This is a genomic window from Bradyrhizobium sp. CIR18 (assembly GCF_014198295.1).
GTDB lineage: Bacteria > Pseudomonadota > Alphaproteobacteria > Rhizobiales > Xanthobacteraceae > Bradyrhizobium.
In genome coordinates this window covers 263,046-287,081 of record NZ_JACIHF010000002.1, presented here as the reverse complement: position 1 = coordinate 287,081, position 24,036 = coordinate 263,046, and the positions used below count along the sequence as shown (strand labels likewise).

Sequence of the window (24,036 nt, the reverse complement as noted above, 5' to 3'; positions counted from 1 at the left end):
CAGCCCCACTGCCCGGCGTAACCCATCCCTGAATTATCAACTCGATACATTGTTGTATCGAGTTGCATTCTGCCCTAACCTCGTCCGATGTCAAGGGTGAGAACCAGACCGACCAGGGACGATACGCGCGACAAATTGTTCGAGGCGGCCGCGCGCGTGTTCGAGCAGGACGGCATCGGCGGCGCCAGCATCGAGGCGATCGCGGCGGCGGCAGGCTTCACCCGCGGCGCGTTCTATTCCAACTTCAAGAGCAAGGACGAGCTGATCATCGCCATGCTCGAAGACCATGTCGAGCAGTCGATCCGGCGCAACCTCGACATCCTCGCCCAGCACGACAATCTCGACGATTTCATCGCGGCGCTGAAGGCGATGGACCGCTCGCGGCAGGATCCCCTCGCCCGCTCGCCGCTGCTGCACATGGAGATGATCCTGTTCGTCGCCCGCGCCGAGAAGCGCCGTCCCGAGCTTGCCAAACGCCTGCGCGCGCGGCGCAAGCTGGTGGCCGACATCGTCGAGGCGACGTTGAAGAGCAACGGACGCAACGACAATCTGAATCCGCCCTGGATGGCCTCCGTCGTGCTGGCGCTCGAAGACGGCTTTCGCCTGCACCGGCTGATCGATCCCGAGACGACGCCTGCGGATAGCTTCTTGCGTGCGATCACGGATTTGCGGCGGAGGACGGGGCTGGCGTCGGACACGGGGGCGTCTTCATAGCGCGCGGTGGCCCCGAGCAAGCGAGCCGCGAGATTTGTCGCAGGATCGGACAAGGCGCGCCCGCTTTGGGAAAGAAGCTCGATCCGCCCTGCGTCACAAACGAGCGCCATCGTTCGAACCCAGGGTTTCGTCCTGCCTCAGTTCCCCAGCGGCGCTGCCACGCCGACGTCTGTTGTCGATGCCCTGAAGGCGGTTGCCGGGCTTCCGCCAAAGGCACGGGTGAGCTTTGCCTGGAGCCAATGCGTTCGCGGCACCTACACCCCGTCGCATCAGGCCGAGGAGATCACCAGATCCCGCAGCTTCACCAAGCCGTCCCGGGTGCTGGCGCGGTTCTCGGCGGACGGCTGCACCCCGGATGCGGTGGTCACTGACAGGTGCTCGCTGCGCGGCTTCAGCTTCCGGCTCGGCAGCGGGGATCAGCGCTCCGAGATCTTCACCCAGAACGCCCCGGTTCATTTCGCCAGAACGCTCGACCAAATGCTGGCGTTCCTCCAGGCGCGCATGCCGGGACCGGACGGCAAGCAGGACATGGCGCAGGTCGAGGCATTCTCCGCCGCCAATCCCGAAACGCTGCATCAGGCAAGCTACCTTGCCGTGCACCCGCCACCCGCAAGCCTTGCGTGCACGACCTATTGGGGCGTGCACGCCTTTCCCGCGACGAATGCAAAGGGCGAGACACGGTTCATCAAATTCAAGGTCGCGCCGGTCGGCGAGGAAGGCAGGCCGCCCGAGGACGCCGCCGCGGCCGAGTCCCCCGGCTTTCTGCGCGGCGAGCTCGAAGCCCGGATCGGGGCACGCGATGTCAGGTTCAGCGTGATGGCGCTGCTGGACCGGCCCGGCGACCCCGTCATGGACGTGACCGAGCGTTGGCCCGATGAGGATGCGCGCGAAGCGGTACGCCTCGGAACAATCGTGATCACGGGCACAGAATCAGACGAGGCGTGCGACGGGTCCGCGTTCAATCCGGCCAATCTTGCCGACGGCATCGGCCACCCGCCGGACGAGATGTTTGCAGCGCGCAGCGCCGCCTATACCATCTCTCAGGCACGGCGCCGTTGAGCGGAAGGCGTCTTGAGCCCGGATCACGTTTCGCTTTCCGGCACGCCCTGCGCCTCGCGGCGCCATATTCCCGGGCTCATCCCGACCACCGAGGAAAATACCCGGGTGAAGTGGCTTTGATTGGCGAACCCGGCCGATATCGCAATCTCCGCCAGCGACAGGTCGCGCACCGTCATCAATTGCTTGGCCGTGTCCACGCGCTGACGCAGCAGCCATTGGTGCGGCGGCAGGCCGGTGGAGACGCGAAATGCACGCGAAAAATGACTGACGGACAGATCGAACTCGGCTGCGATCTTGTCCAGTGAAAGCTTTCCGCGGAGATCGGATTCCAACCTTTCGCAGGCCCGCTTGACCTGCCAAGGAGCAAGGCCGCCGCGCGCCGGCTCGGCGGCGCACCGCAATCCGCCGTAGGTCGTCGCAACATGTGCGGCGAGCGCGAGCATCATGTGGTCGATGAAGAGCTGGTTGGCCTCATCAGGCTGGCGCAATGCCGCCAGGAACGATGCGCCGAGATGGCGGATCGTCATATCGTCATGGCCGACGCCGGGCTGATAGGCGAGTTCGCCAATCCTTGGCGCGCCGCCTTGCCTCGCCATGTCGTCCAGCACTGAACGGGGCAGATAGAACAACAGGGAATGGAAAGGCTTGTCGATCACGTAGCGCGGATCGCGTTTCAGGTCGTACAGATAGGTGCCGCCGGCGCGGATATCGCTCTTGATTACGCAGCGGCCGCGCTCCCAGCACTCGCAATCGGCGAAATCGCGAAATTTCAGGCCAACGAGATAGGCGTCCTCCGAGGGCATCGAATCGGAAAGACGCGGCATGGGATGGTCATCCCGGGTTTCGGTGACGGCGAGCTCCGCGCTGCGCAGCGAACGCGTGGCCAGCGTTGGCGGCGCATCTTTCAGATGCAGAAACCGTTCGACCTTCTGCGCGAAGGCAGCTGCCTGTGTCATGGCCGTGATCTCGTATGAGAGGGGACTTGGGAGCGCGGCGCCATCGCCAAATCACCCCTAATTATCCGACATCGCCAGGCGACGGTCCAGACCAGCGCGTCGGAGCGACAGCCGTATGACGGCCCGCCGCATTATTGCCTCAGATCGCCTTTCACGAGCAATTTCAACGGGTTTTGTTACCTCTCGCGCAATCCCGGCTCAATGCCTCGGCAAGCGCGTCGCCGGCCCATCGTGCGTTTGTGAAAGCGCGCGCCGGCTTGGAGCAGGATCGGACAAAGCATCACCGCTTCAGGAAATACGCGGAACCTTCGCAGCGCATAGAACACGCGCCGACCCGTACAAGTACGGACACTGATCGAAAGCTTGAGCTGATCAGGAGGAGCCACCCAATGACCGGGAGCACTGCACCCATGCGCAATCCCTCGCACCAGGGCTTGCCACCCCCGCCGGGCTCACAGCCGCACGATCGCTCGAGCTCCGAGCGACGCGCCGATGCGGAAATGGCGCGCGTGCTCGGGACCGAGCCACTTCGCATGGCATTGGAGTCCTCCGGTGCCGGGATCGCCCATTGGCAACATGATCCGTTGCACGACGTCGTCGAGCCCATGAGCCACCACGTGATCATGGCCTACAACGGCGTGATGCAACGCATGGAGCGGCGGACGGGAAAATCGGTTGCGATCGGTACGTTTCGTCGCGGGGTCGTGATCATCATTCCGGAAGGATCAAGCTCCCGATGGGACATTCCGAAGCCCGTCGATGTGGTTCAACTGTATCTTCCTGATGCAACGTTGAAGCGCGTTGCCCGCGAAGCCGAGATCACCGGAACGGACGACCTGCTGGAGCGGACGGCGCATCCTGATCCCATTACGTCTCGGCTGCTCCTGAGCGCGGCTGATACGCTGGGAGGCAACGAAGCCCTGGATACGCTGTTTCGGCATCAGCTGACGGATCTTCTGGCCACGCGCCTGCTGGTTGCGCACACAGGTTCGCCAGCCACGCTGCAGCCGACCATGGGCGGGCTGTCGCCGAAGATCCTGCTCCGTGCGATCGAACGATTGCGCTCGGACAGCGATGCGGACGTCTCGCTTGATGCTCTGGCTTCCGATGCCGGATTATCGCGCTTTCACTTCTGCCGTGCCTTCAAGGAGAGCACCGGCCTTTCCCCGCACTCCTGGCTGCGCCAACACCGGCTCGAGCAGGCCATGAAGATGCTGCGCGACAGCGACGAAGCGGTCGTCTCGATCGCCGCGGCGCTGGGTTATTCGTCGCAGACGGCGTTCGCAGCAGCCTTCAGGAAGCTGACCGGCGAGACGCCGAGCGACTGGCGCAGGCGGCACGCGCGCTAACGAGCCCCGCCGATCCGGTCCGTCTTCGGCGGACTGTCAACGACGACACTGAACCGCGCGATCCAGCGCCTGCGGTCCGAAGTCGAGACGGACCTATCACTCGCCGCGCTGGAGTCGGATGCCGGGCTGTCGCGCTTCCATTTCCGCCGCGCGTTCAAGGAAAGCACTGGACTTTCACCGCATGCCTGGCTGCGCCAGCACCGGCTCGAGCAGGCCATGAAGATGCTGCGCGACTCCGACGATTCGATCGTCTCGATCGCAGCTGCGCTTGGCTATTCCTCGCAAACGGCGTTCGCAGTCGCCTTCAAAAAGCTGACCGGCGAGAGCCCGAGCGACTGGCGCAGGCACAAGCGTTAGCAGCAATCGCGATGCAACCGCGGCAATCGCTCTGGCGCAGCGGCAGATTCGATCCGCTAGACCATCACCGTGCCAGACCAATCGACGGAGACCGAAGATGACCTGGAAAAACTTCATCAGCCGGCGGGTGATCGCTTCGCGACGCCGAGGCCTTGCAACCGCAACATTGTACGGACTCTCGCTGGCCGTTCGCTTCACGTCGGCGACGGGCGAGCAGGTCGAGATTCCGGCGCAAGCCATGCATCCGACCTACCCGCTGGTGTCCATCATGACCCGGGATGGCTCCGGTCTTCCCTACCAGGACTGGGGCCCGAGGACGACTCAGCCGGTCGTCTTTCGTCAAGGTTGGCTACGCCAAAGTTCGTTGCACCAAGGCTGGCCATCGAGTTCGCCGCTGTCGCGCTGCGCCGCGCCTTAAGGCCGGCGATTCACTTCACCTCTTCGTGCCGTCACCGAGCAGCGACGGCGCGCGCACGGACTTCGAAACGCAGAGATCGAAACGCAGAGATCAAGGAGTAAACTCATGCGACTGGTCATCATCGGCGCCGGCTTCGCCGGCATGTACGCCGCCCTTTCCGCCGCACGCCTGCGCGAGATCCAGGGCGTCTCGCCAGACCAGCTCGAGATCGCGCTGGTTGCCCCCGAGCCGACGCTCGTGGTTCGCCCGCGGCTCTATGAACGAAAGCCCGAGACCCTGACGGCGCCCTTGCTCGACGTGCTCAGGGCCATCGATGTTACCTATGTTCAGGGCATTGCCGAGACGGTCGACACCAAATCGAGCATGGTCAAGATCGCGACAGTGAAGGGCACGAAAAAGACGCTCTCTTACGACCGCCTCGTCGTGACCACCGGCAGCCGGCTGTTTCGCCCCAACATTCCGGGCCTTGCCGAGCACGGCTTCAGCGTCGATTCGCTCGAGGATGCGATCATGCTCGACAAGCATCTGCATGGCCTCGCCAAGCGGCCGGCCACGAACGGGCGCGACACGGTCGTCGTCTGCGGCGGCGGCTTCACCGGCATCGAGGCGGCCACCGAAATGCCGGCGCGGCTTCGCGAAATCCTCGGCACGAGCGCCAGGCCCCGCGTCATCATCGTCGAACGCAACACGTCGATCGCGCCCGACATGGGCGCGGGTCCCCGTCCCATCATCGAGGAAGCCCTTGGCAAGCTTGGCGTGGAAGCCCGCCTCGGTGCAGGGGTCGCCTCGCTCGACAAATCCGGCGTCACCCTGTCCAGCGGCGAGCACATCGAAACCGAGACCGTGATCTGGGCGGCGGGCATTCGCGCCGCGCCGTTGACGACGCAGATTCCCGCCGAGCGCGACAGTTTCGGCCGGTTGCTTGTCGACCGCTGCCTGCAGGTGACAGGCGTTCAGGGCGTCTTCGCGGCCGGCGATGCGGCGCGTGCGGCCTGCGACGACGAGGGCAATTACGCGCTGATGTCGTGCCAGCACGCCACGCGGATGGGCGCCTTCGCCGGCAACAATGCCGCAGCCGAGCTGCTCGGCCTCACGACCAGGCCTTACCACCAGAAAACCTATGTCACCTGTCTCGACCTCGGCGAAGCCGGCGCGCTGTTCACGCGCGGCTGGGAGCGCAACGTCGAGATGGTCGGCGACGTCGCCAAGAAGACGAAGCGGGAGATCAACACGGTCTGGATCTACCCGCCGCGCGCCGAGCGTGCCGCCGCGCTCGCGTCAGCCGATCCGGAACGCGTGACTGATCTCTAGACGCCCACCTGATGACGGCCGCGCTCCTGCGGGCGCGGCCCGCTGCAGCCCCTCAACAATCCACATGCGAACAGAGGAGTCTCAAAGATGAATCAGATGATCTCTCACGCTCAGAAGGAGACGAACATGAACCTGCACGACACCACACATTTCGACAGAGCGCGGTCCGACGAGCTGGTTCCGTCGCGTTATGCGCTCCGTGTCGGCGAGATCGACGTGATGGTGATCAGCGATGGCGTGCTGACACCGCCCGCGGAGTCGATGGCCACCAACGCCGACCCGGCTGCACGAGGCGCGTGGCTGGACGACATGTTCCTGTCGCGCGACGCGTTCGATTGGGCGCTGAACGAGGTCGTGGTGCGCAGCGGCGACCAGACCATCCTCATCGACAGCGGGCTCGGTGTGGAGTACCCGGAATTTCCGCGAGCCGGGCAGCTCGGCTCGCGGCTCGATGCTGCCGGCATCGATCTTGGATCGGTGACCGACGTGGTGCTGACCCACATGCAATTCGACCATGTTGGCGGACTGCTCGTCGACGGGGTGAAAGAGCGGCTGCGTCCGGACCTGCGGATTCACGTGGCTGCGGCCGAGGTCAAGTTCTGGGCAGCGCCGGATTTCTCCCGCACCGCCATGCCGCCGGCGCTCGCCGACCTGGCTCGGCGAGCATCCAGGCAATTCATGGACGAATACCGCGACCAGCTGCGCACTTTCCAAGAGCAGCACGAAGTGGCGCCGGGAGTGATCGTCAGTCGCACCGGCGGTCACACCCCCGGGCACAGCGTGGTCCGCCTGGCATCCGGCGGCGACCGGCTGATGTTCGCCGGCGATGCCATATTCCCGGTCTCGTTTGACCACCCCGAATGGCACAACGGCTTCGAGCACGATCCCGAGGAGGCGACCCGCGTCCGGATCGGGCTCATGCGCGAGCTGGCGGAGACGGGCGCGTGGCTGGTCGCCACGCACATGCCGTTCCCGTCGATCGGCCGGGTAGCGACCGCAGGCGACCTGTTTCGTTGGGTCCCGACCTGGTGGGACTACTAACCGCGTGTTGGATCAGGTCGCCCCAGAACGCCCCAATCTCCGAACACCTCAAGGCATTGACCGCACTGCCCACGGCAGACGCGCGGTCACTTACTGAACTGCGTCAAGACAGAACGAAGGAGCTTTCAAGATGAACCAGACGATCCGTAACACTGAGGAGACGAACATGAACCTGCACCACACCACACGCCCCGGCGAGCCGGGGTCCCAAGAGCTGGTTCCTTCGCGCTACGCGCTGAAGATCGGCGAGATCGACGTGATGGTGATCAGCGACGGCGTACTGACGCTGCCAGGCGCGATGCTGGCCCACAACGCCGACCCGGCCGTCCGCGCGGCGTGGCTGAAGGACATGTTCCTGCCGCCGGACGCGTTCGATTGGGCGCTGAACGTGGTCGTGGTGCGTAGCGGCGACCGGACCATCCTCGTCGACGCCGGACTAGGATCCGACCCGGACTTGCACTTGCCGCGGGCCGGCCAATTGAGCAAGCGACTGGAAGCCGCCGGTATCGATCTTGAGTCCGTGACCGACGTGGTGCTGACGCACATGCACATGGACCACATTGGCGGGCTGCTCGTCGACGAGGTGAAGGAGCGGCTGCGCCCGGACCTGCGCATCCACGTGGCAGCTGCCGAGGTCGCATTCTGGGAGGCGCCCGATTTCTCCCACGTCTCGATGCCGCCGGGATTCCCGGACGCGCTTCGGGCGACCGCCAAGCGGTTCGCGAAAGAATACCACAACCAGCTGCGTACCTTCGAGGACGAGCACGAGGTGGCACCGGGCGTGGTGGTCACGCGCACCGGTGGCCACACCCCCGGGCACAGCGTCGTTCGCCTGGCATCCGGTGGCGATCGGCTGACATTCGCCGGCGACGCCGTGTTCACTGTCGGGTTCGACCACCCCGACTGGCACAATGGCTTCGAGCACGATCCCGAAGAGGCGGCCCGCGTCCGGGTCCGCCTTCTGCGCGAGCTGGCAGCGAACGAAGAGCTCCTCGTCGCCACGCACATGCCGTTCCCGTCCATCGGCCGGGTCGCGGTCGACGGCGACCACTTTCGCTGGGTGCCAGCCTTCTGGGACTACTGACCGCTCGTCGGGTTAGAGCCGAACCGGGGTGCGTATTCACCGCATGAGTGAGTTCGCACCCTGTGTTCGACGCCGTCCCTAAGCCGACCGCCTCACGGCGTCGCTGCCTGCCGGCGCAACATCCAGCCGCCCCAGCATCGCCCTCGCCTGCTCGGCGCAGTGCTCGATCAGCCAGCGCTCGAACGCGACGGGGGGAAGTGCGGGGGCGTAGAAGAAGCCTTGCACGACGTCGCAGCCGAGCTCGGCCAGGGTCTTGCGCTGGCCTTCGGTCTCGACGCCCTCGGCGACGACGGTCATGCCGAGGCCCTGGCCGACGCGCACCACGGCGGTGGCGATCGCGAGCGCGCCGGCGTCACGCTCGATATCGCGCATGAAACTGCGGTCGATCTTCAATTCGCGGATCGGCAAATGCGCGAGACGGCTGAGGCTGGAATAGCCGGTACCGAAATCGTCCAACGAGAGCCCGACGCCGAGCTCGCGAATCGCGTTCATCGTCTCGAGCGCGGCGACGCCGTCCTGCATGAAAGCGCCTTCGGTGATCTCCAGCATCAAGGCGTCCGCCGACAGATCGTATTCGGAGAGAATGTCCTTGAGCCGCGCGGCCAGCGTGACGTTGCGGAAATTGATCGGTGACAGGTTGACCGACACGCTAGGGATGTTGAGCCCGGCGCGGCGCCAGCTCGCCATCTGCCGGCAGGCCTCGCGCACCGACCACAGTCCGATCTGCTCGATCAGGCCGCACTCCTCGGCGAGCGGGATGAATTTTGCCGGCGAGACGTCGCCGAGCACGGCATCACGCCAGCGCGACAGCGCCTCGACGCCGTGGATGGCGCCGTCGCAGCTGCGGATCTGCGGCTGGTAGCTGAGGGTCAGCGCGCCTTCGACGATGGCACGGCGGAGCGCCGCGATCAGCGCCAGCCGCTGCTCGGTGAGCCCGTTCATCTCGGCGCTGAAGATACGATAGGTCGAGCGGCCGGCCTGCTTGGCCATGTACATGGCGGCATCGGCCTGCTGCATCAGTGTATCGATGTCGGTGGCATGGTCGGGATAGAGGCTGATGCCGATGCTGGCCGACATCGGCATCAGCTTCGATCCGAGCTTCAAGGGTGCAGCCAGCGCCTCCGTGATGTCGGCCGCGACGCGCGCGGCGCTCTCGGCGTTGCGTTGCGGCAGCAGGATGACGAACTCGTCGCCGCCGAGCCGTCCCAGCATGTCCTCGGGGCCGATCTGCTCGCGCAGGCGCTGGGCGAGCTGGATCAGGAGCTCGTCGCCGGCGGCGTGACCGAGCGTGTCATTGACGTCCTTGAAATGATCGACGTCGAGAAAAGCGAGTGCGACATGGCTGCCGGTCGGGCAGGCATCGATCGCCGTGGTGATCAGGTGGCGCAGCTGCGCGCGGTTCGGCAGCCCGGTGAGAATGTCGTGATAGGCGAGCCGCGCGATCTCGGCGCGCGCTTCCTTGCGCTCGATCGCGAAGGCGCCGAGATTGACGCAGGCCTCAACGATGCGCCGGTGCCAATTGCTTGGCGCGCGTGGCTCCCGATAGTAGAAGGCGAAGGTCGCGATGACCCGGCCGTCCTTGGCCTTGACCGGCGTCGACCAGCAGGCGCGCAGGCCGATCGCGAGCGGCATGGCCTTGTAGGGCTGCCAGCGCGGATCGGTCTCCAGATCGGTCGCCAGCACCGGTTCGCCGTAGAAAGCGGCGGTGCCACAGGAGCCGACATCGGGGCCGATGGCCACGCCGTCCAGCGCGCGGGAATAATCATCGGGCAGGCTGGGGCCGCCGAGCGGATGGATCAGGCCCGCGGCATCGACGTGAAGCAACGAGCAGACCACGTGGGGCGCGATCTCCTCGACGCGACGGCACAGCCTGTCGGCGATCTCGCCGATCGGCACCTCGTCGGCGAGCGCGCCCATGATGAGTTGCTGGAGCGAGCGCAGCTGCTTGGTCTCGGTGATGTCCTCGAGCAGCGCGAAGATGTGCTTGACCCGGCCCTTCGTGTCGCGGAAGGCATCGATCCGGGCGCAGACCCAGATCTCCTCGCCGTCCTTGTCGTAGACCAGCACCTCGGCTTCGCCGCGGCGACCGCCATGCATCAGGCGCTTGATGAGCTTCGCGATGGCCTTGCGATCGGTATGCCGGCCGGCGATCAGCTCGCCAGCGCGGCGGCCCTCGGCCTCCGCGTTGGTATAGCCGAACAGCGTCGTGAAGGCGGAATTGACATAGACGATGTTCTGCTCGGTGTCACTGATGATCACCGCCCGGTTGGTCTGGTCGGAGACGGCGTGGAGAAGCCCGATCCTGACGCGGCGCTCGGCTTCGATGGTGACGTCACGCGCAAACAGGATGTAATGATTGGCGCCGCCGATTTTCACGGAAGACAGCGCGATAGCCGCCCTGATGCGGCTGCCGTCACGGCGCACGAGACTGATCTCGTCCCGGAGATCGGCCACCGGATCGGCCTGAAGGCCCTTGAGGGCGAGAATTTCGGCATCGCGACCCAGCACGTCGGTGCGTGCCAACTTCCAGATGCGCTCCGCGGCGGCGTTGAAATAAGTGATGCGATGCGCGTCATCGACGATGACGACGCCATCGTCGGCGCGTTCGAGCGCGGCTCGCAGCACGTCCGGAATTTCAGTGAGACAATCGAAGGCGGACATCGTTTGACCCGGCGATATCGGGAAACTACGGCAAGCGGTCCGACGCTAACGCTCCGATGGTGTCCAAGTCGTTTTTTGCCGCGTCATCGCTCCTCGCCAAGAGGCGGCACTTAACGATCCGCGAAAACGGCGACGGTATCTTGATGGGTGCGGAACTAATCCGCGCCGGTTCCCGCGTGAAGCTTGTGCAGCCGGCCGGCGACGGCCCGCACCTTGCGCGGCGCGGCCTGCCAGATCGAGAGCGCCGACAAGGCGCTCACGATCATCGCGATGGCGAAGGCGAGCGTGTAGTCACCAGTGCGATCGTAGAGGAAGCCGGTCACCCACGGTCCGGCCGCACCGCCCGCCAGCGCCGCCAGCATGATCGTGCCGAAGATGCTGCCCTGGTGCTTGCCCTGGAAAATCTCGAACACCACCGCGCCCATGATCGAGGTGAGGCCGTAACCGAACGCGCCTTGCGTAAACACCATCACGTAGACCAGCCACAGCGACGGCTGGAACTTCAGCGCCATCAGCGCCGCAAAGCAGATCACAAAGCCGGCGCAACTGATCGCCCACACCCATTCCCGCCCGATCCGGTCGGAGACATGGCCGAGCAGGATCTGGCCGGGAATGCCGAGCAGGCTGACGATGCCGAGAGACCACACCGCGACACCGGGACTGAAGCCGATGTCGAGCAGGAACTTGGTCTGGTGCACCTGCACCGCGTACCAGATGTACAGGCCGCAGAAATAGCCGAGTGCGATCCACCAGAATCGCGCGGTCGCGACGGCACGTTTCAGCGTCCAGTCGGTATTGACCCAGACGGGATCGACGACATTGGAGATCGGCTGGGCCGCACCTGCGGCCGGGACGACATCGCCGTCCGGCTCGAGGCCGATATCCTGCGGACGCTTGTGCAGCAGCAGATTGACCGGCACCAGCACGACCAGGATGAGCAGGCCCATCGCGGTGCAGGCGGTGCGCCAGCCGGTCTGCTCGATCATGTGCTGCACCCATGGCAGCAGCGTCACCGAGCCGATGCCGACGCCGGCGAAAGCGATGCCGATGGCGAAGCCGCGCTTGCGGATGAACCAGTTCGGCAGGAACAGCGACTGGCCGGAATAGCCGAGACACACCGATCCTGCACCGACCATGACGCCGATGGTGACATAGAGGTGCCAGGGCGCGCTGGTGAGCGGCGCAAGCAGCAATCCGCCGCCCATCAGCACGACGCCGAGCTCCATCACCGCGCGCGGGCCGGCGCGGTCCATCAGGCGGCCGATCAGCGGGCTGACCACGCCAGACACCACGAAGCCGAAGGAGAAGGCGCCCGCGGTGACGCCGCGCTCCCAGCCGAATTCGGAGATGATGGGAGGAAAGAACAGTGAAAAGGCGGTACGCGCGTTGACGCCGATGGCCATGGTGACGAAGGTCACGGCGACCACGACCCAGCCGTAGAAGAACGGAAGCCGCATGTTGTGCTTATTTCATCCCTAGACGATCCTTCCGACCATCTGGAGATGTCCGGGTCAAGCGCTTTTCGCGCATGCCCCTTGAGCGAGATGCGTCAGGGAGATCTCAGGCGGCGTCGCGCCGCGAGGGTTTGGCCGGCGCGTCGAACAGGATCCGCTCGATCGGCTGCGGGCGGCCGAACAGATAGCCTTGCGCGAAATTGACGCCGAGCGCCTTCAGTCGCTCGTACTCCTCGCGGGTCTCGACGCCCTCGGCGGTGACCGACATGTCGAGCCCGCGCGCCAACGTCACGATCGATGAGATGATGGCGGAGCTGCGCGGCTGCTGGGTGAGGTTGCGGATGAACGACTTGTCGATCTTGATCTTGTCGAACGGGAACGCCGTCAGATAGCTGAGCGAGGAATAACCGGTGCCGAAATCGTCGAGCGCGAGCTCGACGCCGAGCTGCTTCAGCCGCTGCATGAAGGCGTGGTTCTCGACCCCGCGCTCCAGCAGCACGGATTCCGTGATCTCGATCTCCAGCCGCTGGGGCGGCAGGCCGGAATCGGCGAGCGCCGCGCAGATCACCTCGAACAGCCGGGCTTCCTTGAACTGGATCGGCGACAGGTTGACGGCGACCGCGAGATCCGATGGCCAGCCGGCCGCATCCGCGCAGGCGCGCCGCAGCACGAATTCGCCGAGCGGCACGATCAGCCCGGTCTCCTCCGCAAGCGAAATGAACTGGTCCGGCGGAATCAGGCCACGTGTCGGATGCCGCCAGCGCACCAGCGCCTCGAAGCCGCGCCGCGCGCCGCTGAGGGCGTCGACGAACGGCTGGTAGTGCACCTCCAGCTGGCACCGCGCGATGGCGTCGCGCAGATCCCCCTCCAGGGTGTTGCGTGCCTCCAGCTCGGCCGACATCGCCTCGTCGTAGATGGTGAAGCAGTTGCGGCCTGCCGATTTCGAACGATAGAGCGCAAGGTCCGCCTTCTTCAGCAATTGCTCCTGATCGCTGCCGTGATCCGGCGCGATGGCGATGCCAATGCTGGTGCCGATCTCGACGCGGTGACCAGGCAGCAGGAACGGTTCGGTCAAGAGCTTGGCAATCCGCGCCGCCAGCTCGGTCGAGCAGGCGCGCTGATCCTCGCCGGTTTCCTGGATGATGGCGAACTCGTCGCCGCCGAGCCGCGCCAGCACGTCGTTGGCGCGCACGGCGGATTTCAGCCGCTGCGCTACCTGGCGCAGCAATGCATCACCGGCGCCGTGGCCGAGCGAGTCGTTGACGTTCTTGAAGCGGTCGAGATCGAGCATCAGGATCGAGAACGGCAGGCCCCGCACGATGAGCTGGCTGTTCATCTCGTCGAGCCGGGTGAGGAAGAAGGCGCGGTTCGGCAGTCCGGTCAGGATGTCGGTCTGGGCGAGCTCGAGCACCCGCCGGTTCGCCAGCGACAGCCGCCGCGAATTGCGGCTCGCGAGCATGAGATAGGTCGACAGCGACAGCGTCAGCAGCATGCCGACGATCAGCACGGCGCCGGCGCGATCGTAAGTCGTCTCCAGCGGACCGCCGGCGGTTGGAACCGCCCGCACCTGCCAATCGGTGTCGCCGATCTTGAGGCTGCCCGCCCAGTGCAGCGCCCGCGCGACGTCCCGCATCGACTGCGGCGCCGTGGCCGCCGACGAATAATCCGGCAGCATCTGCTCCAGGCTGACGATCTGCGCCGTGAAAGGCGGATAGACGTTCATGCTGACCGCGGGGCTTGCTCCGGTCGTGACGCGAATTGCCTGGATCAGCAGCGGCATGTCGAAGATGCCGACCACGAAGCCGGCCAGATTGCGGCGCCGATCCGCGACCGTGTCGCGCGAGGTCCCCTTGGCGTAGACGGGAACGGCAACGAGGACGTCGGGCAGCCGGCCGCCCTCCTTCGGTTCGAACAAGCGCGTGCGAATGGCTGCGACCTTGTCGTTGTCGCGGGCGCGCTCCAGCACCGCGAGGCGTTCCGGGACGGTGGCGTAATCCATGCCGTACACCGCCGAGGTCTTCGGCTGGGTCGAGTAGAACACCGGAAAATATTCATCGGTCTGCGGCGCCGTCGCAAAGCCCGTGCCCTGGAGCGACTTGATGCGATAGCCGGACACGCCGTCCGCGATCGCCGCGGTCTCGTATTCGGCGCGTTCCTTGCGGTTGACGCGCGGCAACCAGGCGATGCGCAGCATGCCGGGATGGCGCTCGAACAGACGGGCGCTGAAGGTCTCGAACTCGCTGCGGGTGACCTCGTCGTTGGTCGATTCGAACAGCGTGCGCAGCGCGACGAGCCGGGAGATGTATTCGCCCATGCCGTTCTGCATGACGATCGCTTCGGTTTCGGCCGCGTTCTCGAACTCGATCCTGTTGACGCGATCCTCCCACCGCGCCACGGCGGCCGCGCCCACGACCGAAAACAGAAGACCGACGCCGACCGCGACGAGCGCAGGGCGATAAAGCCCGAGCAGCGGCGCGGCACGCCACCATCCGGTCATACGCCTCCGATCCTGATCGTTCTGATCGCGATCGCCCATCTTGAAGCCGCCGTCCCCCTGTCCGCGACGAACCGAACCTCTGGTTGAGGTGCCGGCGCCGCTATCGGAACAAGACCGCGGTTAAGAACTGCACAATTTCGGAACCCCTCCATTCCGCAACGCGTGAATTAGTTAATGAAGTGCCCGAATGATCCGGCATTGTGGAAACAACTTGCCGGTTTTGCCCGGAGTACTACGGGCTGCCGACACGTCGCCGGTTAGCGAGCTATTCAGGCTCGCAGGAATATGTTGCGCAAGGCTCCTCCCCATCATTCGGCAAAACTCCCTGATGTATCGATTTCGATCAGCGACATCCCTCGTCCTGGCCATCGCGCTCCTCGCCGCGACCGTGCTGGCGGCGAGAGCCGACGAGGCCGGCGTCAGCGAGGATGCGATCCTGTTCGGCCAGGCCGCCGCGCTGGAAGGACCCTCCTCCGCGCTCGGACAGCGCATGCGGCAAGGCATCGTCGCGGCATTCACCGAGATCAACGCCAAGGGCGGGGTCCACGGCCGCAAGCTCCAGCTCATCAGCCGCGACGACGGCTACGACCCCGACCGTTCGGTGGCGCAGACGCTGCACCTGATCGACGACGACAAGGTGTTTGCGCTGATCGGCGCGGTGGGCACGCCGACCGCGATGGCGACAATTCCGATCACCAGCGCCAGGAACGTTCCCTTCATCGGCCCGTTCAGCGGCGCCGAATTCCTCCGCGACCTCGAGCTTGCCAACGTCGTCAACATCCGCGCGAGCTATGGTGCGGAGGCCGAGGCGTGGATCAAGCACCTCACCGAGGATCGCCACTTCACCCGCATTGGCATCTTCTACCAGGACGATTCCTTCGGCCGGGACGGTCTGGTCGGCGTCAAGCGCGCGCTCGCCAAGCGCGGCCTCGAGCTTGCCGCCGAGGGCACGTTCGAGCGCAACACCCGCGCGGTCACCGCAGCCTGGCGGGTGATCAGGCGCGCCGAACCCGAGGCGATCGTGATGGTCGGGACCTATGGGCCCTGCGCGGAGTTCATCAAGCTCGCGCACCGCAGCGGCTTCCATCCGACCTTCGTCAACGTCTCCTTCGTCGGCGCCAATGCGCTGGCCAAGGAACTCGGCCCCGAGGGTGAAGGCGTCATCGTCTCGCAGGTCGTGCCGTTTCCATGGGATCGCTCGCTCAGGCTCGTCGCCGACTACCAGGCGGCGCAGAAGGCGTTCGATCCGACGCTGAGGCCGGACTTCGTGTCGCTGGAAGGCTATCTCTCCGGCCGGCTTGCGGCCGCGGCGCTGGAAAGGGCAGGGCCGAACCCGACGCGCGCGAGCCTGCTCCGCGCCATCAACGATGTCGGCCGCTTCGACATCAGCGGCAGCGCCGTCAATGTCGGCATCCGCATGATCGATGCGCCGCCGAAGGTGTTTTTGACGGTGATCCAGAAGGACGGAACGTTCAGGGCGGTGGACCGGCTATGAAGCCGCTCACGGCCGCCGCGTCCAGCGCTCGGCATTGACGGCACCTGACGGGGTCTCGCCCTTGACGATTGCCTCGACCTGCCGAACCGTTTCCAGCGACTGATATTCGATCGCCTGCGGCGTCAGCCCACCGACATGCGGCGTCGCGATGACGTTGGGAAGCTTCGCCAGCTCCGGCGTCGGCATCTGGTCGGGCGCGCGGCCGACATCCATCGCCGCGCCGGCGATGCGATGCTCCAGCAGCGCGCGCGCCAGCGCCGGCTCATCGACGAGATTGCCACGCGAGAGGTTGATGAAGACGGCATGTCTCTGCATGCGGGCCAGCGCCGCTTCGCCGATCAAATTCTCGGTCTGCTCGTTAGCGATCGCGAGGCAGACGACGTAGTCCGACGCGGCGAGGAGCTCGTCGAGACCGACCTGCCGGATCGCCGCGTCGCTGACGGTTGCGAAGGGATCGGAGACCAGCACCTCCATGCGCAGCACCTTTGCGACCTCGGCGAGATAACGGCCGATGCTGCCGTAACCGATAATGCCGATTTTGCTGCCCGCGAGCTGGCGGCCCATCCGCGCCTCGACCTTGCGGCCGGCCTGGTAGTCCGCCGTCGCCCGGGATATGCCGCGGGAGAGATCGACCATGAAGCCGAGTGCGAGCTCGGCAACGGCCTGCACGAAACCGGGTCCGGCGCGGGTCACGAGCACGCCAGCGTTTGAAGCCGCTTCCACATTGACGTTGCGGATATCGACCGCGCAGCGGACGAAGGCGCGCAGACGCGGCAGCGCTGCGAAGATCTCGCCGCGCCCTTCGGTCATGCGGTCTGCGACGATGATGTCGGCATCTTGCGCAGCACGCACGAGGCCGGCGCCGTCCAGGGTTTCGTCGCTCTCGTGCAGGATCACCTCGGCGGCCGCGCGTAGGCCGCTCAGGCTGCGATCGCCATAGTAATTGCGCCGCATCTCCGGTGTGTGAGCGAGCAGAACCTTCACGTCAAAACTCCTTCAGTAGCCGATTGCCCGCGGCAGCGCGGTGCTCAGCCATGGCACGAAGGCGATGACGAGCAGGCAGAGGAACAACAGGCCGAGATAGCCCATGATCGGCTTCACCGTCTGCTCGATCGGCACGTTGCCGATCAGGCAGGCGCCGTAGAGCCCGAGCCCGAGCGGCGGCGCGAACAGGCCGATGCCCATGGCGATGACCAGCACGACGCCGAAATGCAGGGGATCGACGCCGAGCTGCACCGCGACCGGCAGCAGCAGCGGCCCGAAGATGATCAGCGCGGCCGCGCCCTCCAACACCGAGCCCATCACGATCAGTACGGCGATGGCAAGCAGGATGAACAGCCAGACGCCTGAGGTCTTCGACAATCCGAGCATGAAATCGCCGACCGCATGCGGCACCTGCTGCAAGGTCAGCGTGAACGCGAGCGACTGAGCGGCAGCGACGATGAACAGCACGAGACCGGCGCGCGTCGCCGCCTGCACGAAACTATGCGCGGCCGATTTGAAGCTGAGCTCGCGAAACACCACGCTGCCGACCACGAGCGCATAGGCCACGGCAAAGGCCGATATCTCCGTCGCGGTGGCAAAGCCGCTCTTGAAGCCGAAGAAGATCATGAAGATCAGGCCGAACGAGGCGATCGCGCCGCTCCAGAGCCCCGACACCGGCATCTGCGGCTCGACGTCCTCGACCTTGTCCGGCCGCTTGCCGAAGATGATGGACACCGCGATCAGAACCAGCGCCATCAGCGCCGACGGCAAGAGACCGGCGACGAACAGGCCGCCGATCGACAAATTGGCCACAAAGCCCAGAATGATCAGGTTGATGCAGGGCGGGATGGTCTCCGCCATCACCGCGGACGCCGCCAGCAGCGCCACCGCGCCGCCGGGGTTCTGCTTCGATCGACGCGCCGCCGGGATCAGCACCGAGCCGACCGCGGCAACATCGGCCATCTTCGAGCCAGAGATGCCCGAGAACAGCACCATCGACGCCACCATCACGACGTTCAGCCCGCCGCGCATGCGCCCGACCGCGCGCTGCAGCAGCTCGATCAGCCGCACCGACATGCCATTGGCTTCCATGAGGTAGCCGACGAGGATGAAGAACGGGATCGCAAGCAACACGAAATTGTCGATGCCGCGCGCCATCTGCTGGGCGAAGATGACGCCGGGCAGCGCGCCCTCGACCCAGATGAAGATGAGCGCAGCGAGCGCCAACGCAAAGCCGATCGGCAAGCCGCCGAACAGTGTCACGAAGAAGCCGATCAGCATCAAGGTGCCCGCCGACGGCACCGAGGACGGCGACAGATAATCCCAGGCAAGATAGAGCCCGGTGACGACGATGACCGCAACGAGCCCCCTGACGATGTCGGGCAACGGCCTTGCGCAGAGATGGTCGACCGCGAACACCGTCATGAACAGCGCGCCGACGCCCATCGGATAGAAGGTCAGCTCCAGCGGCAGGCCGGAGCCGGTGGTCTGGCCTGCGGTCAACGAGCCCAGCTTGATGGCGTTGTAGGCGACGTAGCCGGAGATCAGCACGACCAGCAGCGCGCCGGCGGCATCGACCGGCGCGCGCAGGCGCAGCGGCAGGAGATCGCGGAAGAACGACACGCCGACATTCTCGCCGCGCGCGAGCGCGCTCGCCGCACCGAAGAAGGCCGAGCCGACCATCAATCCGCGTGCGACGTCGTCGGACCATTCGACCGGCGCGTTGAAGAAGAAACGCAGCAGCACCGAGACGCAGACCACCACGAGATCGGCGGCGAGCAGGATGGCCGCGATCGCATCGCTGAGCCGAAGCAGCAGGGCGATGCTGCCGTGGCGGCCGGCCGAAACGGGCACGGCGGCCGCCACCACCATCTCAGACCTGGCCATCAGGCTTGCGTCGCGCGGATGATGTCGATGACGGCCTTGGACTCCGGACGGGCCTTGATGAAGTTCTCGATCTGCGGCGCGACGCGCTTCTTGAAGGCCTCGCGGTCGCATTCGGCCACGGTCACGCCCTTCTCGGTCAAGGCGGCCAGCGCCTCCTTCTCGACTGCAAGCCCATGCGCACGCGTGTCGGCCGCGGCCTTCTTCGCGGCATCGAGAAAGCCCTCGCGCAGCTTCGGGTCCATGCGGTTGTAGGTCATGTCACTGAAGTAGATCGCAAGCGGAGAGAAATTATGCTGCGTCAGGGCGTAGAATTTGGCCGTCTCGAAGAACTTGCTGGCCAGGATCGTCGGCGGATCGTGCTCCAGTCCGTCAAGCACGCCGGCCTGCAAGGCCGTGTAGATCTCGCCGAAGGCCAGCGGCGTCGCGGCGGCGCCCATCAGCCGCAGGCATTCCGTGATGACGGGGTTCGGCAGCGTCCTGATCTTGAGGCCGGCGAGATCTTCCGGCGTTTTCACCGGCTTCTTCGCCAATACGCTGCGCGAGCCGAAATTATAGGCCCAGGCGATGATGCGGATGTTGCCGCCCTTGAGCAGGGCGTCCTCGATCGGCTTGGCCGCGCCGGCATCGAACGCCTTGGTCTGCTGCGGGAAGCTGGAGAACAGAAAGCCGAGATCGTAGGTGCCGACCAGCGGCACCAGATTGGCCGAGATCGAGGAGCCCGACACCATGAGGTCGATGACGCCGAGCTTCACCGAGTTGATGACGTCGATCTCCTGGCCGAGCTGGTTGTCGGGGAAGAAGGCGACCTCGATTTGCTCGCCGAGCCCGTTGCCCTTCAAATTCTTGACGAGGTTGTCGTAGTAGACGCGACCGTTGGCGAATTTGGGATCGTTCGGCAGCGAGGAGGAGCATTTCAGCTTGAGCGTCGCGGCTTCGGCGCGGCCGATGATGGCGGGGGAGAGCACGAGGCCGGCGGTGACCGCCGCGGATGACTTGATGAACGCGCGACGGTTCACGGGCACGATGGTCATGGTGCGGTCTCTCCCACATTATTTTTGTTCGCCGCGGTCGTTGCCGTGGTCTGTTGCGCGGACTTTATGGCAAGAGCGACGGCGCAGGCAAGCGGGGCGGCCGGCAACCGCAGAGCGCGCGCGAAGTGCGTTGGGCAGTCCGTGAGCGCTCCGAAACGACTACGATTCCCGGGGATTTTGCGATAGTGATCGGCCTGCGGCCATATCCGCGCAATGGGCACCGTCGCGTCGAGCCTGCATCAATCCAATTGGAGCATGGATCAATGCGTGATTCACATGGATGGGGTTAGACCGATGCATCGCGCTTGGGCCGGCGCCTGCCCCATTTTGCCGCAGCGCGCAGCGTGATCCAGCGCACAGACGGCGTCATGGCGCAGACGTAGAAAAGGTGCCATCATCGCAAATATTGCCGATGGAGGTGACACCATGCGCCGTCCAGTCCTTTCCAATTTGCTTCTTGCTTCCGGTTTTCTCGCCCTCGCCCAGTTGATGACGCCGACGGACGCTGCAGCCGAAGCGCGGCTCGCGCTGGTGATCGGACAATCCGCCTATCGCACCGTGCCCGAGCTGCCCAACGCCGCCAACGACGCCAAGGGCATGACGGAGTTGCTCGGCAATGCCGGCTTCACCGTCACCACGGCGGCCAACCTGGCGCAGAACGAGATGCGCGCGGCAATCTCGGATTTCGCTGGCAAGGTCAGCGCCAGCGGGGCCGACACGGTGGCGCTGGTGTTCTATGCCGGCCATGGCCTGCAGATCGACGGCGAGAACTACCTGGTGCCTGTCGATCTCGATCCCAAGCGCGAGGCCGACATTCCGCTCCAGGGCGTGCGGCTGAACGACATGCTCAACACGCTCGGTGCGCTGCCGACGCGGGCGCGCATCTTCATGCTCGATGCCTGCCGCAACAATCCGTTCCCGGCGCTCAGCGGCGCCGGCCACGGCCTTGCGATCGTCGACACCAAGGCCGGCGCGCCGGGCTCCTTCATTTCCTATTCGACTTCGCCCGGCGCCGAAGCCGAGGACGGCAGCGGCATCGACAGCCCCTACACCACGGCCGCGCTGTCCATCGCCAAGCAGCCCAATCTGCCGATCGAGGAAGTGTTCAAGCGCATCCGCGTCGCCGTCGCGCAATCGACCGACGGCCGACAGATCCCCTGGGAAAGCTCCTCGCTGACGACCGACTTCAAGTTCTTCGGCGAGAGCAGCGGCAGCACACCCGCTCTTCCGGGCGCGAACGCGATGGCGCTCGCCGGGGGCACGCGCAGCCTCGAGGACTGGCGCAAGGAATTACGGGGCAAGCCTGCGATGGTCGCGTATGAGCTCGTGATCACCGAGGACACCGTGGAGGCCTATCAGGCCTATATCGAGCTGTACGCGCAGGACACCCGCACGCCGCGCGTGCGCACGGTGCTGGAACGGCGGCGCCAGATGCTGGCCTGGGAGCGCGCAACCGCGATCAACACCCGCGCTTCGTTCGAGGCTTACCTGGCCAATTGGGACAATAGCGACCTCGCCGCGACTGCGCGCCGGCTGCTGCTCCGCGTCCAGAACCGCAATTATGGCGTCCCCGTCGCCGCCGCAGCGACCCCGGTCGCCGTCGCGATGGGCCCGACCTGCCCGTGCTCGACGCCAACGACACCGGCAACCCCGGTCACTCCGAGCGTCGCGCCCGTGATCAAGAAGCGCGTCGACGACACCCCGCCCAAGCGCAAGGTGGTCGAGACGCCGCCGAAGCGCCGCCCGCCGCCCGAGGAAGTGGTCTACGAACGCGCGCCGCCCCCCGGCCCGCCGCCCGGCGCCGTGATGCAGGGTATCGGCATCGGAATCGGGATCGGCATGGGAATGGGCGGCCGCGGCGGCGGCGACCATTATCGCGGCGACTACCGCAGATACTGAGACTGTCCAGCATTGACATAGATCCGGCTCGCGCCCGACGCGCGAGCCGGATCTACTGCGCCAGCGCCGGATAGTCGTGCTGGACGGCCTCCCGGATCCAGCCCGCCTGGATCGCGCGAAACAGGATCTGCGCCGTCTTCATATCATTTGCCTTCACGCAGAGGTCGACGATGCGGCGGACCGCATCGTCACGCATCAGATCGTCCGCGATCTTCATCGCAATCTCCATCGCGACGCGGGCTGCACGTTCAAAGCGCTCACGTTCGCGCTTATCAGCCGGTGCGGAGCCTCCGACAGCCTCCGCGCCCGCTCTCGCAGCCTCGCAGATGTTACGAATGCGCTCCGCCGCGTCGATATCGCCGATCGGTCCCTGGATCGGCTCATCCCAGATGTCGGCCGGCTGCCGCCTTGCGAACCACTTCATTGCCCCCACCCGTGGCCTTTATTGGCTTGCACCGTTCAGGACGTGCGGCGCGGCCCGATCGCCTCGAACTGCGCCTTCTGCTCGTCGTTCAGCGTGGCATAGAAATCATCGAGCGCCGCGCGCACCGACTTGATCCCGTCCAGCATCGCATCGAGCCGTTTGCGGATTGTGGCCATGCGGGCCGGCGGAGTCATCACGTCATTGGGCTCGCAGCCCGCCTTGAGCGATGCGCTGACCTTTGCGCTGGTATCCTGGAGCACCTGCAGCGCCGCGCGCTGGGTGTCGCTCGGACGAAGCCTCTCATCGATCGCAGCAGCAGGCCAATCGAACGCGGCGGCCACATTGCAAGCCTGCACCGACGATTCCCTCGCATTGTTCGATGCCGTCGCACGACCCTGATCCTCGGCGAGCGCATTGAAGCGCGCCTTCTGCTCGTCGTTCAGCGAGCCATAGAACTGGTCGAGCGCGGGCTGGACCAGCTCGACAGCCTTCTGCATCGCCTCGATGCGCTGCTGCATCGCTGCGAGCCGGCCTGGCGCCGTCGCTGCGGCCTGCGTCGGACAGGATGTGCGGATCAGCGCTGCGGCGTCGATCGAGGCATTGCCGAGCGCATCGAGAGCTGTGCCCTGCGCATCCGTCGGCTGCACCGCGGATGCGATCTGATCGATCGGTAGTCCGGCGATGGCACGGCGGTCACTGCCGCAGAGCTGATCGAGCGGTGCGCTGCGCGCCCGCCGCCGTCCCTGCGGCTGCTGCGGCAGATAGGCCGACAGGCGATCATAGCCATAGGGGCCGAAAATGCCGGCATAGATGTCCGGGTAGCCGTAACCCCAGAAGCCGAGCCCGTCGCCCCAGATCGTGTAGTCGTAGAGATCGTTATAGGCGAATGGCCAGAACAGCGGCCCGACCCAGCCATAGCCGCCGCCCGCATGCTGCCACCATCCGCTGCTTGCGCCGCTCCAGCCGGCCAATGCGGCCGCTGCCGCGAGCTGTGCACGCGCTGCCGGATTGCTGATCAGCCGGCCGTTGCGGAATGCGCTGGTGTTCAGGGCATTGCGGAAGCTCGCGGGGCGGATCGCCGCATTGCGGATCTGACCGAAATTGGGCCCGCCGCGTCGCGCACCGGAGGTGAACCGCATGCCGCGATGATGCCCGCCGGCATGCCCATGTCCACCGCCGTGGCCGCGGAAATGTCCGCCGCCGTGATGGCCACCGCCGTGCCCGCCTCCATGGCCACCGCCATGTCCGCCCCCATGGCCGCCCTTGGCCAGAGCCGCGCCCGCCAGCATGCAGGCAAGCGCCATCGCGGCAATTCCAATGACCGGTCGCACCATCGCACCCTCCCGCAGAGCCGCGCCATTGAGGCATCGGAACTTGGCGGGAATTGGAACCGACAGGATTGCCGAAAGTTCCCG

18 protein-coding genes and 1 pseudogene are annotated in these 24,036 nt (G+C 65.7%); 10 read left to right on the top strand and 9 right to left on the bottom strand.

The window, feature by feature from the left end:
• The first annotated feature begins 87 nt into the window (after positions 1-87).
• Both GGD65_RS09855 and GGD65_RS09850 read left to right on the top strand, forming a co-directional pair.
• A complete protein-coding gene (locus tag GGD65_RS09855; protein WP_183235153.1) occupies positions 88-714 on the top strand; it encodes a TetR/AcrR family transcriptional regulator in 627 nt (208 codons plus the stop codon).
• 132 nt (positions 715-846) lie between these two features.
• Positions 847-1,773 (top strand): catalase, encoded by a 927-nt coding sequence (locus GGD65_RS09850; RefSeq protein WP_183235491.1) that lies wholly within the window; start codon positions 847-849, stop codon positions 1,771-1,773.
• Between the two features lie 23 nt (positions 1,774-1,796).
• Here GGD65_RS09850 and GGD65_RS09845 read toward each other — a convergent pair whose 3' ends face one another.
• Positions 1,797-2,729, bottom strand: a complete 933-nt coding sequence (locus GGD65_RS09845) for an AraC family transcriptional regulator (RefSeq protein WP_183235152.1) — start codon at positions 2,727-2,729, stop codon at positions 1,797-1,799.
• Positions 2,730-3,139: 410 nt separating this feature from the next.
• On the opposite strand from GGD65_RS09845, the gene GGD65_RS09840 reads away from it, so the two are divergent.
• From GGD65_RS09840 to GGD65_RS09815, 6 genes and pseudogenes are all read left to right on the top strand, one after another.
• A complete protein-coding gene (locus GGD65_RS09840; protein WP_246783243.1) occupies positions 3,140-4,078 on the top strand; it encodes an AraC family transcriptional regulator in 939 nt (312 codons plus the stop codon).
• Positions 4,079-4,093: 15 nt separating this feature from the next.
• A pseudogene (locus tag GGD65_RS09835) lies at positions 4,094-4,435 on the top strand (helix-turn-helix transcriptional regulator); the annotation flags it as partial.
• Between the two features lie 97 nt (positions 4,436-4,532).
• A complete protein-coding gene (locus GGD65_RS09830; protein WP_104463432.1) occupies positions 4,533-4,853 on the top strand; it encodes a hypothetical protein in 321 nt (106 codons plus the stop codon).
• A 105-nt stretch (positions 4,854-4,958) separates the two neighbouring features.
• A complete protein-coding gene (locus tag GGD65_RS09825; RefSeq protein WP_183235151.1) occupies positions 4,959-6,164 on the top strand; it encodes an NAD(P)/FAD-dependent oxidoreductase in 1,206 nt (401 codons plus the stop codon).
• An 87-nt stretch (positions 6,165-6,251) separates the two neighbouring features.
• On the top strand, positions 6,252-7,205 hold the full coding sequence (locus GGD65_RS09820; protein ID WP_183235150.1) for an MBL fold metallo-hydrolase: 954 nt from the start codon (positions 6,252-6,254) through the stop codon (positions 7,203-7,205).
• Positions 7,206-7,335: 130 nt separating this feature from the next.
• Positions 7,336-8,289 carry an MBL fold metallo-hydrolase gene (locus tag GGD65_RS09815; RefSeq protein ID WP_092253375.1) on the top strand — a complete coding sequence of 318 codons (954 nt, stop codon included), beginning with the start codon at positions 7,336-7,338 and terminating at the stop codon, positions 8,287-8,289.
• A 78-nt stretch (positions 8,290-8,367) separates the two neighbouring features.
• Here GGD65_RS09815 and GGD65_RS09810 read toward each other — a convergent pair whose 3' ends face one another.
• The 3 genes from GGD65_RS09810 to GGD65_RS09800 form a co-directional block, all read right to left on the bottom strand.
• Complete coding sequence (locus tag GGD65_RS09810; protein WP_183235149.1) at positions 8,368-10,950, bottom strand: EAL domain-containing protein; 2,583 nt, start codon at positions 10,948-10,950, stop codon at positions 8,368-8,370.
• Between the two features lie 155 nt (positions 10,951-11,105).
• Positions 11,106-12,407, bottom strand: coding sequence for an MFS transporter (locus GGD65_RS09805; RefSeq protein WP_183235148.1), 1,302 nt, complete (start codon positions 12,405-12,407; stop codon positions 11,106-11,108).
• A 103-nt stretch (positions 12,408-12,510) separates the two neighbouring features.
• Positions 12,511-14,901, bottom strand: a complete 2,391-nt coding sequence (locus tag GGD65_RS09800; protein ID WP_246783242.1) for an EAL domain-containing protein — start codon at positions 14,899-14,901, stop codon at positions 12,511-12,513.
• 328 nt (positions 14,902-15,229) lie between these two features.
• Between GGD65_RS09800 and GGD65_RS09795 the strand changes: the two genes are divergently transcribed.
• Entirely contained in the window at positions 15,230-16,396 is a 1,167-nt protein-coding gene (locus tag GGD65_RS09795) for an ABC transporter substrate-binding protein (RefSeq protein ID WP_183235146.1), read from the top strand.
• Between the two features lie 6 nt (positions 16,397-16,402).
• On the opposite strand, the gene GGD65_RS09790 is transcribed toward GGD65_RS09795, so the two are convergent.
• The 3 genes from GGD65_RS09790 to GGD65_RS09780 are packed head-to-tail and all read right to left on the bottom strand — an operon-like array spanning position 16,403 to position 20,298.
• Entirely contained in the window at positions 16,403-17,380 is a 978-nt protein-coding gene (locus GGD65_RS09790; RefSeq protein ID WP_183235145.1) for an NAD(P)-dependent oxidoreductase, read from the bottom strand.
• Positions 17,381-17,392: 12 nt separating this feature from the next.
• Entirely contained in the window at positions 17,393-19,267 is a 1,875-nt protein-coding gene (locus GGD65_RS09785) for a TRAP transporter large permease subunit (protein WP_246783241.1), read from the bottom strand.
• On the bottom strand, positions 19,267-20,298 hold the full coding sequence (locus GGD65_RS09780; protein ID WP_179736134.1) for a TRAP transporter substrate-binding protein: 1,032 nt from the start codon (positions 20,296-20,298) through the stop codon (positions 19,267-19,269). The genes GGD65_RS09785 and GGD65_RS09780 overlap by 1 nt, the downstream gene beginning before the upstream one ends.
• Before the next feature lie 426 nt (positions 20,299-20,724).
• Between GGD65_RS09780 and GGD65_RS09775 the strand changes: the two genes are divergently transcribed.
• Entirely contained in the window at positions 20,725-22,197 is a 1,473-nt protein-coding gene (locus GGD65_RS09775; RefSeq protein ID WP_183235144.1) for a caspase family protein, read from the top strand.
• A gap of 52 nt (positions 22,198-22,249) precedes the next feature.
• Here the strand turns inward: GGD65_RS09775 and GGD65_RS09770 are convergent, their stop codons facing one another.
• Both GGD65_RS09770 and GGD65_RS09765 read right to left on the bottom strand, forming a co-directional pair.
• Complete coding sequence (locus GGD65_RS09770) at positions 22,250-22,621, bottom strand: hypothetical protein (protein ID WP_026202237.1); 372 nt, start codon at positions 22,619-22,621, stop codon at positions 22,250-22,252.
• Between the two features lie 35 nt (positions 22,622-22,656).
• Positions 22,657-23,955, bottom strand: coding sequence for a Spy/CpxP family protein refolding chaperone (locus GGD65_RS09765; protein ID WP_183235143.1), 1,299 nt, complete (start codon positions 23,953-23,955; stop codon positions 22,657-22,659).
• Between the last annotated feature and the right edge of the window lie 81 nt (positions 23,956-24,036).

Bases quoted from the DNA above. Each gene is read 5' to 3' on its own strand.
- GGD65_RS09855 (WP_183235153.1), top strand. From the start codon at position 88: ATGTCAAGGGTGAGAACCAGACCGACCAGGGACGATACGCGCGACAAA.
- GGD65_RS09845 (WP_183235152.1), bottom strand. From the start codon at position 2,729: ATGACACAGGCAGCTGCCTTCGCGCAGAAGGTCGAACGGTTTCTGCAT.
- GGD65_RS09840 (WP_246783243.1), top strand. From the start codon at position 3,140: ATGCGCAATCCCTCGCACCAGGGCTTGCCACCCCCGCCGGGCTCACAG.
- GGD65_RS09830 (WP_104463432.1), top strand. From the start codon at position 4,533: ATGACCTGGAAAAACTTCATCAGCCGGCGGGTGATCGCTTCGCGACGC.
- GGD65_RS09825 (WP_183235151.1), top strand. From the start codon at position 4,959: ATGCGACTGGTCATCATCGGCGCCGGCTTCGCCGGCATGTACGCCGCC.
- GGD65_RS09820 (WP_183235150.1), top strand. From the start codon at position 6,252: ATGAATCAGATGATCTCTCACGCTCAGAAGGAGACGAACATGAACCTG.
- GGD65_RS09815 (WP_092253375.1), top strand. From the start codon at position 7,336: ATGAACCAGACGATCCGTAACACTGAGGAGACGAACATGAACCTGCAC.
- GGD65_RS09810 (WP_183235149.1), bottom strand. From the start codon at position 10,950: ATGTCCGCCTTCGATTGTCTCACTGAAATTCCGGACGTGCTGCGAGCC.
- GGD65_RS09805 (WP_183235148.1), bottom strand. From the start codon at position 12,407: ATGCGGCTTCCGTTCTTCTACGGCTGGGTCGTGGTCGCCGTGACCTTC.
- GGD65_RS09800 (WP_246783242.1), bottom strand. From the start codon at position 14,901: ATGACCGGATGGTGGCGTGCCGCGCCGCTGCTCGGGCTTTATCGCCCT.
- GGD65_RS09795 (WP_183235146.1), top strand. From the start codon at position 15,230: ATGTATCGATTTCGATCAGCGACATCCCTCGTCCTGGCCATCGCGCTC.
- GGD65_RS09785 (WP_246783241.1), bottom strand. From the start codon at position 19,267: ATGGCCAGGTCTGAGATGGTGGTGGCGGCCGCCGTGCCCGTTTCGGCC.
- GGD65_RS09780 (WP_179736134.1), bottom strand. From the start codon at position 20,298: ATGACCATCGTGCCCGTGAACCGTCGCGCGTTCATCAAGTCATCCGCG.
- GGD65_RS09775 (WP_183235144.1), top strand. From the start codon at position 20,725: ATGCGCCGTCCAGTCCTTTCCAATTTGCTTCTTGCTTCCGGTTTTCTC.
- GGD65_RS09770 (WP_026202237.1), bottom strand. From the start codon at position 22,621: ATGAAGTGGTTCGCAAGGCGGCAGCCGGCCGACATCTGGGATGAGCCG.
- GGD65_RS09765 (WP_183235143.1), bottom strand. From the start codon at position 23,955: ATGGTGCGACCGGTCATTGGAATTGCCGCGATGGCGCTTGCCTGCATG.